Source organism: Schaalia sp. JY-X159 (assembly GCF_014525425.1).
Lineage (GTDB): Bacteria > Actinomycetota > Actinomycetes > Actinomycetales > Actinomycetaceae > Scrofimicrobium.
Genome location: NZ_JACEXI010000001.1, coordinates 521,426 through 534,812, shown reverse-complemented (window position 1 = coordinate 534,812; position 13,387 = coordinate 521,426). Strand labels below are relative to the sequence as shown.

At 58.0% G+C, this 13,387-nt stretch carries 10 protein-coding genes and 1 pseudogene; 9 read left to right on the top strand and 2 right to left on the bottom strand.

Features of this window, described 5'->3' with window-relative positions; genetic code table 11:
* Positions 1-129 precede the first annotated feature (129 nt).
* The 5 genes and pseudogenes from IDL90_RS11790 to IDL90_RS02360 form a co-directional block, all read left to right on the top strand.
* Positions 130-543: a peptidase inhibitor family I36 protein gene (locus IDL90_RS11790; protein WP_398397256.1), complete on the top strand. Its 414-nt coding sequence runs from the start codon at positions 130-132 to the stop codon at positions 541-543.
* A 7-nt stretch (positions 544-550) separates the two neighbouring features.
* On the top strand, positions 551-1,462 hold the full coding sequence (locus IDL90_RS02375) for a hypothetical protein (RefSeq protein WP_182142535.1): 912 nt from the start codon (positions 551-553) through the stop codon (positions 1,460-1,462).
* A 3-nt stretch (positions 1,463-1,465) separates the two neighbouring features.
* Positions 1,466-2,674: a hypothetical protein gene (locus tag IDL90_RS02370; RefSeq protein WP_187994190.1), complete on the top strand. Its 1,209-nt coding sequence runs from the start codon at positions 1,466-1,468 to the stop codon at positions 2,672-2,674.
* A gap of 23 nt (positions 2,675-2,697) precedes the next feature.
* Complete coding sequence (locus IDL90_RS02365; RefSeq protein ID WP_187994189.1) at positions 2,698-4,632, top strand: ATP-binding cassette domain-containing protein; 1,935 nt, start codon at positions 2,698-2,700, stop codon at positions 4,630-4,632.
* 370 nt (positions 4,633-5,002) lie between these two features.
* Positions 5,003-5,322, top strand: a pseudogene (locus tag IDL90_RS02360) (transposase); the annotation flags it as partial.
* Positions 5,323-5,500: 178 nt separating this feature from the next.
* Here the strand turns inward: IDL90_RS02360 and IDL90_RS02355 are convergent.
* Positions 5,501-5,890, bottom strand: a complete 390-nt coding sequence (locus IDL90_RS02355; protein WP_223175112.1) for a DUF1801 domain-containing protein — start codon at positions 5,888-5,890, stop codon at positions 5,501-5,503.
* Positions 5,891-6,290: 400 nt separating this feature from the next.
* Between IDL90_RS02355 and IDL90_RS02350 the strand changes: the two genes are divergently transcribed.
* The gene (locus IDL90_RS02350; protein ID WP_187994187.1) at positions 6,291-6,884 is read left to right on the top strand and encodes an ANTAR domain-containing response regulator; all 594 of its coding nucleotides are present in this window, start codon (positions 6,291-6,293) and stop codon (positions 6,882-6,884) included.
* Positions 6,885-6,894: 10 nt separating this feature from the next.
* Here the strand turns inward: IDL90_RS02350 and IDL90_RS02345 are convergent, their stop codons facing one another.
* Positions 6,895-7,362 (bottom strand): PaaI family thioesterase, encoded by a 468-nt coding sequence (locus IDL90_RS02345; protein WP_187994186.1) that lies wholly within the window; start codon positions 7,360-7,362, stop codon positions 6,895-6,897.
* 34 nt (positions 7,363-7,396) lie between these two features.
* Here IDL90_RS02345 and polA point away from each other — a divergent pair, with 34 nt between their 5' ends.
* From polA to coaE, 3 genes are all read left to right on the top strand, one after another.
* Complete coding sequence (gene polA / locus IDL90_RS02340) at positions 7,397-10,147, top strand: DNA polymerase I (protein WP_187994185.1); 2,751 nt, start codon at positions 7,397-7,399, stop codon at positions 10,145-10,147.
* Between the two features lie 259 nt (positions 10,148-10,406).
* Positions 10,407-11,864 (top strand): 30S ribosomal protein S1, encoded by a 1,458-nt coding sequence (rpsA, locus tag IDL90_RS02335; protein WP_187994184.1) that lies wholly within the window; start codon positions 10,407-10,409, stop codon positions 11,862-11,864.
* 693 nt (positions 11,865-12,557) lie between these two features.
* Complete coding sequence (gene coaE / locus IDL90_RS02330; RefSeq protein ID WP_182142544.1) at positions 12,558-13,367, top strand: dephospho-CoA kinase; 810 nt, start codon at positions 12,558-12,560, stop codon at positions 13,365-13,367.
* The last annotated feature ends 20 nt before the right edge of the window (positions 13,368-13,387 follow it).

The window sequence follows — 13,387 nt, the reverse complement described above, 5'->3', positions numbered from 1 at the left end:
AGAGCGTCGGATACCAACAAATGTAGGTACACAAGACACTGGATACCGATATCCTCGAACCGATCGATGACTGTCATAACGTGATCACAAAGAATATGAAGGAGACTCAGCGTGAGAAAAAATAACAGGATGCTCGGAGTGTTGGCTACAGGTTTCCTACTGGCAGGGCTTGGATCGGTGACACAGGCCCCCGAGAGCCATGCAGCCTCCAGCCACTGCCCAACTGCTTATGCGTGCATTTGGAAAGACAAGGACTACTCTACTTCTGGTAGCGGAAACGGATGGGTTGCGTTTCAGTACAGCATCGTCAACTACAGCGGCTGGTACTACAATGGGTTCGCTCACACGGGCTCGTACTCAGCTGATAACTCGGCAACCTCTATTTTTAATCAAGGTGTTACAAGCACCGCGTGCTGGTACAAGCTAGCAAACTACAGTGGTTCGCAGACGTGCATGACCCGAGGCTCTGGTAGGAACAATCTCGCAACCTCTGTGAGCCCCATCGGGTTCAACGATGTTATTTCATCAGGACGATTTGTTTAGGAATACTGTGAACTTTTCCAAGTCTCGTGGCGGTCGTCGCTCGGTAGCGATTGTTATTTGCTTGGCGGCGGCCGCCGTAGCGGGCTGTTCCAATGGCGCTGCTGCGCCCGGTCAGGTCGATGTTTTGGTTGAGCAGGACATAGCGTCGTGGGCGTTGCCTTCTGATGCTTACGCGCCGCCGAATGTTCGCCTGGAATCGTATGCGGTTGATTTGAAAGCACGAGATTGTGTGGAGGAACTCGGTGTCACATACCGGGTTCCCCGGTTTGATCCAGCTGGCCCGCTTCCCGCAACTTCGAATGGTGCCTCGAGGAGGTTGTTCAACGAAGATATAGCGTCGAAGTTTGGCTATCGAGAGGACTTGGATCCCCGCGTGGATTGGGAGGGACGCAGGCTTGCTGATGAAGACCAGTCTCTGCTTGGAGACCACGCCGTGTATGAGCAGTGGATTGGCTGTCAAGATACGGCAATCACTGAGTTGGGTGGAGACCCTAAGTCGACACTAAGGCAGTACGGGTTTCCTGTGGATGCTGCTGATAGTGACCCTGCTGTAGTTGAGGCCGCTGGGCTGTGGCGCGAGTGCATGGCACCCCTGGGTATTGTGGATCTGCCTCCAGACGCGACACCTGAGATGGGTGTCGCGGTGACTCACCTGTTTGCAGACTGGGGGTTGAACGCGGACGTTCCGCCCTGGGAAATAGGGGACCCAAGCGCCGCTGAGATAGCGGTTGCGACCCACGACGCGCAGTGCCGCACGTCTTCGGGCTGGACCGAGGCGCGGTACCAGGCAGAATGGAATGCAGAGCTGGACTACCTGACCAAGAACTACCGGGACCTGGAGGCACAACGAACGCACAATCAGGCGCAGCAGGAGGTATTCTTGGCAACAATCCGCGGCGTTGCAAACGGGGAAGGTTAGTCTTTGACCAACATGACTGCTAAGTCGCAAAGTACGTCCCGAATCGTTATCGGACTGATCTGCGCTGTAGCTGCGATCGCCCTAGTCGCCGGCACTTGGTTTGTGGCGCAGTACTTCCAGTCACCCGCCCAGCGGGAGGCCTCTGCGGAACCGCCACCGCCGGGGCCAGTGGTGGTTGCTGTCAAACGTGGGGATTTGCTAGAGAACACAACGACAATGGCGCGGGCCGTGAAGGAAGAGGCCGCAGCTATCGCCATCCCCTTGGGGGCGGAAACGGAGATTGTGACCGGCCTAGGCACTAGGATTGGTGACTCTTTGGCCCCTGGGGCAGTGGTGACATGGGTCAACGGTAGGCCTATTTTCGCGATTGTTGGCGCTTTTCCTCTGTACCGCAACCTGGTGCTTGGGGACTCGGGCCCTGATATGGAGATGTTGCAGGAGGCGCTTAACGGGCTTGGGTGCGACATTGCAGTGGATGGCTCATTTGGTGGTGCAACGGCTGCGTGTGTGACCAGCCTCTATCGAAACGTTGCTTCCGAACCGTCGATGAGGACGGTGGAGACGGCCCCGGAGGCTTCGGCTAGCGTCGCGGGTGCTGCTGATCTGGTGCAGCCTATCCCGCCAAAGCAAGAGATTCAAATCCGAAGTGCGGACTTCCTGGTTTTTCCTTCTCTCCCGAAGCAGGTCGTTTCGGTGCCTCCGATTGGCACTAAGTTGTCACCTGAGAACGCGAAGGTTGATGTGGCCGGGTTAGGGATTTCCTTGGAGGCTGAGGTTCCCGGATCAGTCGCATCTGGTTTGTCCGTCGGAATGACGGCGGAGGCGACCGGTGAGGGCGAAGTCTTTCCCGTGAGAATCTTGGCGATCAACCCTGTAACTGGTGAGGATTCCTTAGACGCGGACTCGACCCAGGCAAGCCAAGCGCCAAGCGTTGTCGTTGTGTTTGAGCCGGTGGGTGGACAGCTGCCTGAAGCGTGGGCGGGGCAACAAGTTTTGGTGACACTCAACTTATCTGAGCCAATTACAGATACCTTGTTGGTTCCTCAACGAGCAGTCGCGGCTGGCTCTGATGGACGTACCTCTGTCTTGGTTCAAACAAGTGGTGGAGGGTTCGAGCAGGTTGCTGTTGAGGAACTGGGTTGCACTCAGGGAATGTGCGCGATTGAAGGGGCAGGATTGGAAGAGGGCTCTTTAGTCCGGGTTGATCGCTAATGGTTGCCTTGTCACTTCGGGGCGTGTCCAAATCCTATCCCGGAGACGTTCCTGTGCATGCCTTAAGGTCCGTTGACCTTGACATTAAGCAAGGTGACTACATTGCGATTGAAGGTCCGTCTGGGTCCGGTAAGTCAACTCTCTTAAATCAAATCACATTGCTTGATATTCCAACAACGGGTAGTTACCAGATTCGTGGGACTGACATGGCTGGCAGGAGTGATAACTTCCGGGCAGAAGTACGTTCGGCGCAGTTTGCCTTTATCTTCCAGTCATTCCACCTCCTAGCAGGCAGGACCGTTTTAGAAAACGTTGCGTTGGGAAGCCTCTATCGGGGCCTGCGGATGTCCCAGCGTGAAGATGCTGCGGTCGAGGCACTCCAGTTCGTGGGACTTGGTGAGAAGTTGGACAAGCGCACCGAAAATCTGTCGGGTGGGGAGCGGCAGAGGGTCGCAATTGCGAGGGCGATTGCCTCGGGGACCCCGGTGATAGTGGCCGATGAACCCACCGGGAACCTGGATACGGTCAGCGGTCGGCAGGTCATGGAAACCTTAGAGCGTCTCAACGAGGGCGGATCCACCCTGGTCGTCGTTACCCACGATAAGGAGGTTGCCGCCCGGGCCAAGCGGCGTTTGTGGGTTCAAGATGGCAAAGTAACCGAAGTCGACGTGGGTTCTGCGGCATCTCAGCTGCCACCGCAAAAGTTGCAAACATCCCCGATGACACGAGGGCGTGATTCGCGGATTCGCTTCATCGACGCGATCTTGGACGCCTGGAGAGGGATGTGGGCATTCCCGAGAAAGACCGTGGCACTAATCATGGCCGTCGCATTGGGTGTGGGATTAGGACTGACTACCCTGGGACTCTCACAAACAGCGCGTTTTCAAGTATCAGACCTTTTCGACGCACAACGGAACCAACGCGTGGCACTATCTTCCCCAGAACTAGAGCCAGGGACGTTTGTTGATGCGGAAGCCACGGCAGAGGTGTCCTTACAACGTCTGAGAGACCTGCGCGGAGTTGAATCCGCGCAGGTGTACGTCATGCACGATGAGAAGCCCGTGACGTCACGGCCAGGGGTATCTCTGGAGCTAGTGCGCGGCTCGCCCATAGTTGGTGTTGTCGGCGGTGAGCTCTTCGCCGCGGGAGTCGACACGGGATCCGGTGACGGGCAGAGTGAAGCCCAATCCACACAGATGGACTCAGAATTGTCTAGACTAGTTGCCGTAGGTTCGGGTGATGTCGTCCTCGGATCACAACTTGCATCTTCCTTGGAAATCGGCCCCCTGCTGGCGTCACCCACCGTTTGGGTCGACGGACACCCACGACGAGTGGTTGGCATTCTCACTGACTCTGGATTGCAGGTGGGTCTACTGGAAGCCTTAATCACAAGTGAAGAGGACGCCGCCCAAATCTCTCGTCCCAGCTACGCCAACGCAGAAGTGCGGGTTCTGCCAGGGGCAGCGAAGCAAGTCGCAGAACAAGGTCCGTTGGCATGGATACCATCTGCCCCAGAGTTGGTTACTGTTGATGCGCCGCCAGACCCAAGCACCATGCGTGAAGTAATCGAGACCAACATGGGGACCATGCTCGCCGTTCTCACCGGGGTGGCGCTTCTAGCCGCAGTTCTATCACTGACGAACGCGATGACGACTGCAGTGCTCCAGAGAACAGGTGAGTTCGGACTTCGTCGAGCCATTGGTGCCCGCCGCATACATATACGCAGCCTTGTTCTAACAGAAGCCTTGTTCATCGGGGCAGCAGGCGGGCTACTGGGTGCTTATCTCAGCCTTCTGGTGATACTGGCGGTGACGATTGTGCAGTCGTGGCAACCTGTAATCAGTCCGCTTGCAATCCCGACAGGGGTACTCGGCGGTATTTTGGTTGGACTATTGGGCGGGCTCATAGCCACTGGTCGTGCCGCCCGAATAGAACCACACGACGCACTTCGCGTCTAGCCACGACTCGGTTCAGGTTTGGGCCCGGTGGGCTGGAGGATCGACTCGGCCTGGGTGTTGTTCTGCTTGTTATGCGTGGGCTAATGCCCAGGCGGGACGGGCGTGGATTAGCCGAGCCTTGTAAAGGGGCTCTTCGCAATAGGGGCTCTAGATGGTGGTGACCCTCTGGCTGGCAGAATGTAGGTGTTCAAAATCTGCATCTGCTGCCCGGAGGGTCTGTGTATCAGTTTAGTGTGCCGTGTCTAGAGTCTGCATTCCGCCTTGATATTGACCAGGTAGTGATCACTGGTCAAGCAACGGTTGGGTCTGCTGCACGTTTGGGTGACATCTGATCTGGCTAGTTTCACTACTGGCCTGGAAGGATGTTGTTATGCCTACTGCGTATCCAAAAGAATTCCGTGATGATGTGCTGCGAGTGGTTGCGGCCCGAGAGCCCGGAGTGACGATCAAGATGATCGCGAAGGATTTCGGGATCCATGTGGGGACACTGGATAAGTGGTTGCGTGAGGAGAGAGTGGAGTCTGGGGAAAAACCGGGGGCTACTAAAGCCGAGGTAGCGGAGCTTCGGGAGCTTCGTAAGCGTAATCGCTTACTTGAGCAAGAAAATGAGGTCCTGCGCCGAGCAGCGGCCTATTTGTCCCAGGCGAATCTCCCGGGAAAAGGCTATACCCGCTAGTGAGGGAGGTCGCCGAAGTCAACGTGGGTCGCTGTTGTTGGGGCGGATTATCGGCGACCCATGCAGACAACGGCGACCTTGCGACTGGCGTGTTCTGTCAAGTTTTAGTCGGTCTTGTTGCAGACGTGAGACAACCAGCTACAACCCCTCTTGCGAAGAGCCGCCAAAGCCGTAGCGAGCTCTACAGACCGCCTACTGAGGGGCGGGATCCGAGAGCACGATCAGTTGCCTTAGTGCATCCATGTCAGTAGACGACAACCGGGTCAGATACAGGCAAACCTTGCTGGACCGGTGTTTGCCAAGCCTCATAGCTAGATCAGGCCATCGTGTCTCGAAGTCCTGCGCCAAGTACACGGTGTGGTTAGACGGTCCCGGAGCAAAGGCAAATCGGGGTGCAACTCCCGAGTGACCAGTGGGGTAGGTGTACGGGTACTCGCCAAAACCGATGATTCGGCCCGCCCAAACCACAGGTTCCTCACCGCTCACCTCGCGGAACAGATCAAGCAGATCCTGGACCTCGGCGCGTCGTGGACCGGTGGAGCGGTTGAGCACATCCTCAAGGGGAGTGTCTGTGGGTCGCATTGCTGGTTCTTTACCCATATTGTCCCGATCAATTGGAGGCGTGCATGCACGCTCATGGTACTTCAGTGTGTCCGAGTGACTTGAATTCATAGTGGAGATGCGTGCTGAGGCCAAGCGCTGGCACCTCGAAACAGGCGGACACTTGGCCAGCAACCGTGTCCGCATCGGTCACCGTGTAGGGAAGTTCCGTGAGCACCACGCGACCGCTAGGTCAAATGTCGAGCCGGGAGTCATGCCTCCCGAGTTCCGACAAATACACGGCCTGTCGCGCCGAACCGAGCGGGGATACGGTCGCATGGGTAACCGGCTCTCCCATTTAGCACTGTGACTTGCTGGTTATGGCCAACCCCGGCGTCGCGGACTGTAGGATTAGGCCAAACGAACTAGAGGGAAGACATCCATGAGCAAAACTGAGTCCGCTGCAAAGCGCGTTCTTGTCGCAGAAGATGAGACGCTGATTCGCCTTGACATTGTTGAGACGCTGACAGCAGCAGGGTATGACGTCGTCGGTGAGGCGGCTGATGGCCAAGAGGCGATCGACCTCGCTGTGGAGCTGGAGCCTGACGTCTGCGTCCTCGACGTGAAGATGCCTAAGGTAGAGGGCATTACGGCTGCCGAGGAGATCCTCAAGGAGATTCCCACCGCCATTGTCATGCTGACTGCTTTCTCGCAGAAGGAACTGGTGCAACGCGCGGCCGAGGTCGGTGCGATGGCCTATGTTACGAAGCCTTTCGGCCCCTCCGACTTGATTCCTGCCGTGGAGATCGCGCTGTCCCGCAAGGCGCAGATCGATGCACTCGAAGCCGATGTCGCTGACCTAACCGAACGGTTTGAGACCCGCAAGCGCGTTGACCGTGCGAAGGGTCTGCTGATTGACCGGATGGATATGACGGAGCCAGAGGCTTTCCGCTGGATTCAGAAGACTTCAATGGATCGTCGCCTGTCGATGCGTGAGGTTGCGGACGCGGTCATAGACCAGGTGGCTGGCGACTAGTTACGACTAGCTAATAGGTAGCTTCAACAATCATGTTGGAAACGAGGGCGGTTGCGATCAACCGTCCTCGTTCATCATGAACGGCCACTTTGTGAACTGTGCGGCGACGACCCAGCAGGCTGGCTTCCGCGGTGGCGGTGACGCTACCTTTGGAGGTCGGCCGGAGGTGGCTTACAGAGATGTCGGTTCCGACCGCAACTTTGCCCTGCTTCCACGCGTGGGCGTTAGCGGCTGCTGAGGCCGCATTTTCACAGAGCGCTGCTGTCGCGCCACCGTGGAGGAAGCCGACAACTTGGGTGTTGCCGCGAACCGGCATGGTGAAAACCGCCTTCTCAGGAGACACCCACACCGCGGCAATCCCCAGCTTCTGCGCGAGGGCGTTAGCCACCGAGCGCGGTTCCTCTTCGGGCGGCAACGCGGACGTCTGCATTGCTTCGGCGTGTTCGGCTCTATCGGGCCCATTGTCTTCTTCAGCCATGGAACTTACTCTAGTGCGGCCTTAGGCTGGGGGAGTGAGCGAAAAACTTCTTGTCATCGACGGCCACTCAATGGCGTTCCGCGCCTTCTTCGCCCTACCCGCGGAGTCCTTTACCGCGGCTGGCGGGCAGCACACCAACGCGGTGTACGGCTTCTTATCCATGCTGGTGAAGCTCCTCGACACGGAGAAACCAGACCGGATAGCCGTTGCATTTGACGCGTCTAGGGAGTCCTTCCGCACGGAGATTTACCCGGAATACAAGGGAACCCGAGACAGCTCGCCACCCGAGTTTGAGGGGCAGGTGCAGCTAATCGAGGCCGTCCTCGACAAGATGGGCGTCAAGACGATCACCGTCCCCGACTTCGAGGCGGATGACGTGCTCGCTACCTTGGCGACAGCGGGCAAGGCACGCGGGATGGACGTCCTTATCGCCTCGGGGGACCGCGATACGTTCCAGCTGGTCAACGATAAGGTTACGGTTCTCTATCCGGGGCGGTCGACTTCGGATCTGAACTACATGACACCCCAGGCTGTTGAAACCAAGTATGCGGTCACCCCGGAGCGTTACCCGGAACTGGCCGCGCTGGTGGGGGAGACCTCGGATAACCTGCCGGGCATCCCCGGTGTCGGGCCAAAGACTGCAGCGCAGTGGCTCAACAAGTTCGACGGTTTGGATTCTCTCCTGTCGAGGGCGGATGAGGTCGGCGGAAAGAGGGGTGAGGCGCTCCGTGAGCACGTCGAGGACGTGCGGCGTAACCGTCGGCTCAACGCACTCGTTACTGACATGTCGCTAGATTTGACTCCCGAACAATGCAACGTTGATGAACCCGACCTCGGCGGTCTCGGGGCACTGTTTGACACTCTCGAGTTCGGGCAGCTTCGAGGACGAATTCTCAAGGCAATGGCGCCCCTCTGGGGTGGGGCCGAGGGCGACCTCGGCACGGCTACGGGTCCTGACGGAGAGACTGCCCTGGAAGAGGAGGGTGTCGGGGCTCTATTGCTTCCCGATGAGGTTGTGGTGATCTCTTCGGAGTCTGATTTGGAGGACGTGCTCGGAGAGTTGGCGGAGCGGGACGTGGCGCTGTGGGGGACGGGGCGGCTTGCTCCGACCGATGCACGATTGGACCTCTTGGCCCTCGCCACTGCTGACACGGTGATTGTTGTGGACTCGGCGGACCTTTCGCCCTCGTCTGACCTGGCGATTGCAGAGTTTCTACGCACGCACACGAGCCTCATTGTCCATGGCGGCAAAGCCTTGGCACACGGATTGGCGGCGCAGGGGTGGGAACTTTCCCAGCCCAGTTTTGATACCGAACTTGCCGCCTACCTCTGCAACCCCAACCAGCGCGATTACGGTCTGCCGCAGACTTCGCAGATCTATTTGGGTGCGGCTGAAGTCACCGAGGACGACGGCGCAATGTTCAGCGTTGATGAAGCTCGCGGGGGTGCGGAGATTGATTCCGAGGGCGCAACCCCCAGCCAGAACGCAGCCGCACTCAATGCGGTGACAGTCTTGGCGTTGCACCGTCCCCTGGAGAAGTTGCTGGACGAACGCGAGGCACTCCGCCTGCTCGTCGACATTGAGATTCCCACCTCAATGATCCTTTTCGACATGGAGTTCTCCGGGGTCGCCGTTGATTCCTCTGTCCTCGAGGTCCTGCGCAAGGAGTACTTCGAGCAGGCTGAGCGTGCTACAGCCGACGCGTATGAAGCCATCGGGCACGAGGTGAATTTGGGAAGCCCCAAGCAACTGCAGGTCGTGTTGTTTGATGAGCTCGGAATGCCCAAGACCCGCAAGACTCGCACGGGCTACACAACAGATGCCGGCGCCCTGCAGGATCTCTTTGTGAAGACGGGTCATCCATTCCTAGAGGCACTGCTTCGTCACCGCGACCGTATCAAACTGGTGCAGACCATTGACGGCCTCCTTTCTGAGATCCAGCCCGATGGGCGGATTCACTCGACCTTCAGCCAGGTGGCGTCCGCAACCGGGCGTTTGGCGTCCTCGGACCCGAATCTGCAGAACATCCCGGCCAGAACTGAGTCTGGTCTGCGGATCCGTGAAGCATTTGTTGCGGGGGCGCAGTTCGAAGAACTTATGAGCGTGGACTACTCACAGATTGAAATGCGCATTATGGCCCACCTTTCCGGGGACCAGGATCTAATAGCGGCGTTCAACTCCGGGGAAGATCTTCACAAGACCATGGCGTCGCTCGTGTTCGGGGTTCCGCTCGAGGACGTAGACACAGAATTGCGCAACCGCATCAAGGCGACCTCGTACGGGTTGGCTTACGGTTTGTCGCCGTTTGGTCTCTCGAAGCAACTTGGCGTTTCTGTTGGCGAAGCTAAAGACCTGCATCGAGACTATTTCGTGAGGTTCGCACGCATCGGCCAGTATTTGCGTGAGGTAGTTGAGCAGGCACGCATCGACGGATATACCCAAACGATGTTCGGGAGGCGTCGCTACTTCCCGGAGCTGGAATCTGAGGTGCGGCAGGTCCGCGACATGGCAGAGAGGGCCGCGTTGAATGCGCCGATTCAGGGGAGCGCAGCGGACATCTTTAAGATTGCGATGATTGCGGTTCAGGCCGCGCTGCTGGAGGGTGATTTTGCGTCACGAATGGTGCTGCAGGTTCACGATGAGTTGCTGTTGGAGATTGCGCCCGGGGAAGCCGGGAAGATCCGGGACCTCGTTACTAACGCAATGGGGCGAGCCGTCGCAATGTCGGTTCCCCTGGACGTGGCAGTGGGAGAGGGCAAGTCATGGAGGGCTGCGGCTCACTAGTGCTCGGAAGTGTGGCCAAAGCATTCGGTGGTGTGGCGAACCTTGCGAAGGCGTGGCTCACGTCACCAACGCTGGGAATTCGGGTGATTTTGTGAGCGAACCGTTACCACGCGGGCTTTAGCGAGGGCAAGCGCGGCTGATAAACTTACCGAGTGCCATGTGCGACGCAGCATTGTGGGGACATGTTCCCTGGCGAAGTACATGGCAGTGTTCTGTCCGCATTTCAATTGAAAACGTCCGTTTCGGAGTAAACAACTACATGACCAATCCTTCCACCCCAGCCGCCGCAGGCACCCCCATCGTCGCCATCAATGACATTGGGACTGAAGAAGAACTTCTCGCCGCGATTGACGCGACGATCAAAAACTTTGACGATGGCGACATCGTTGAAGGCACCGTGGTCAAGGTCGATCGGGACGAAGTCCTACTCGACATTGGCTATAAGACCGAAGGTGTCATCCTGGCTCGGGAACTCTCGATCAAGCACGACATTGACCCTGATGAGGTCGTGTCGGTAGGCGATCAGATTGAGGCTCTTGTTCTTCAGAAGGAAGACAAAGAAGGACGCCTGCTCCTCTCCAAGAAGCGCGCACAGTACGAACGTGCGTGGGGCGAAATTGAGAAGGTCAAGGAAGATGACGGCGTCGTCTCCGGAACCGTTATTGAGGTCGTCAAGGGCGGTCTTATTCTCGATATCGGTCTGCGTGGCTTCCTCCCAGCATCGCTGGTTGAGATGCGTCGCGTCCGCGAGCTCGGCCCGTACATCGGTCGTCAGCTCGACGCCAAGATCATCGAACTTGATAAGAACCGCAACAACGTGGTTCTCTCCCGTCGTGCGTGGCTGGAGCAGAGCCAGTCTGAGGTTCGCTCCAACTTCCTCAACACCCTCCAAAAGGGTCAGGTGCGCCGCGGCGTCATCTCTTCGATCGTCAACTTTGGTGCGTTCGTGGACCTTGGTGGCGTAGACGGCCTCGTCCACGTTTCCGAACTCTCCTGGAAGCACATTGATCACCCAGCTGAGGTTGTCGAGGTCGGGCAGCCAGTTGAGGTTGAGGTTCTTGAGGTCGACATGGATCGCGAGCGCGTTTCCCTGTCGCTGAAGGCAACGCAGGAAGATCCGTGGCAGGCATTTGCCCGTCAGCACGCGATCGGCCAGGTTGTTCCCGGTCAGGTCACCAAGCTGGTTCCGTTCGGCGCATTCGTTCGTGTCGAGGACGGTATCGAAGGTCTGGTCCACATCTCAGAGCTGGCGCAGCGTCACGTTGAGGTCCCGGATCAGGTGGTCAAGGTTGGCTCCGATGTCTTCGTCAAGGTTATTGACATTGACCTCGAGCGTCGCCGCATCTCCCTGTCGCTGAAGCAGGCTAACGAGGGTATGGATCCCGAATCTGAAGAGTTCGATCCTTCGCTCTACGGCATGGCCGCGGAATACGATGAGAATGGCAACTACAAGTACCCAGAGGGCTTCGATCCTGAGACACAGGAATGGATGGAAGGCTTCGAGGCACAGCGTGAGGCTTGGGAAGCTCAGTACGCAGAGGCACAGGCACGTTGGGAAGCACACCGTGCACAGGTAGCTGCCTCCGCAGTTGAGGATGCTGCTGAAGAAGATGCAGAGGTCGCGGTTTCCGTGGCAGCACCTGAGGATTTGGGTGGCACTCTCGCTTCTGATGAGGCACTTGCTGCGTTGCGCGACAAGCTAACAAGCACAAACTAGGTTTTGGGGAGGCCTGGGCGGCAGTTCAGAAACTGACGGTTTCGAACTGACGGCCCAAGGCTGCCGCAGACTTTCTGTAGGGGCGTCACCATTGCGTGGCGCCCCTACTGCTTGTTAAGGAGACGAGGGGTGCGCCACGTTCTGGCTGGCAGCCCCCAACGTTCCGGCCGGTGGCCCCCGATAGTCCTCATGTCCTGGCCGGTAGCCCCCACGTTTTGGCCAGTAGCCCCCACGTTTTGGCCAGTAGCCCCCACATTATGGCCAGAAATGCCCACGTTCAGGCCGATTGCCTCGAAATGTATACGTAGGGGCGAAATGTTTGCATGGGGTACGTACCCCAGAGTCAGATCGGTTCCCCACGTATACATTTCAGGTAAGGAGAGGGCTGGAGTGTTTGTGGGTGGTGTCTGGAGCGTCTGCGACGGCTGGTGACCGTCGTTTTGTGGCAGCTGAGGTGATGGTGCTGGCGGCGTGTCCGGTCTGCGACGGTCAGTGGCACGTTACGGAGCCGGATACGACATGCCGAGCCAGCAGGGCTCGAGCCAGTGAGACATCACGCTGTTATAGAAGCCAGGCTGGCTCGCTGTGGCTGGGCTGGCTCGCTACGGCCATCCGAGAAGGGTGAAGTTTATGCCTCGCAAGACGACTAAAGTGGCGCAAGTCAAGATGCGCTTGGTGCTCTAGAATCACACCATGCTTGATGACACCCCGGTTCAGCCAGATGGATCAGTCGTGGTTGAGCCAGATGGATCAGCCGTGGTTGAGCAAGAGGGACTAGGTGTGGTTCAGTCCGTTGGTTCAGGTGTGGTTCAATCGGAAGAATCAATCGACACGCTCCAAGTGGGAGGCGCAAATGCGCGCCTTCTTCGAGCTTGGAGCCGACCGACTGGGAGGGCATTGTATGTTGGTCTTTCCGGCGGCATTGGCTCGGGAAAGTCGACAGTGGCGACCGTTTGGGAGTCCCTGGGAGCGGTGGTCTTCTCCGCTGATGAGATTGCACGCGAGGTTGTTGAGCCCGGTACCTTCGGGCTTGCGGAGATAGTTGAACGGTTCGGTACAGGGGTCCTCAATGTCGATGGGAGTTTGGACCGAGCTGCCCTCGGCGCCGTCGTGTTCTCTTCGCGTGAGGCCCGAGAGGACCTTGAGCGCATTACGCACCCGCGGATCGCGCAGCGCGTGCATGAGCGCAGGAGCCAGGTGAGTCCGAGTTCCATCGTGGTCTACGACGTACCGTTGCTTGTCGAAAGCAACATGGTCGACGAGTTTGACTGTGTCGTAATGGTTCATGCTCGCCTAGCTGAGAGGATCTCTCGTCTAGAGCAGCGGGGTCTTGACCGGACGGGCGCCGTGAGTCGCATAGACGCACAGGTGGGCGATGAAGAGCGTCTCGAAGTGGCTAACATTTCGATTGCGAACCACGGGAGCCATTCGGAGATGTCGGAGCTAGCGTCTAGAGTGTTTGACACATGGTTGGCAGGACACAACCTCAGCAGTTACCCATAAACCTTGCTACATTCCGCCGA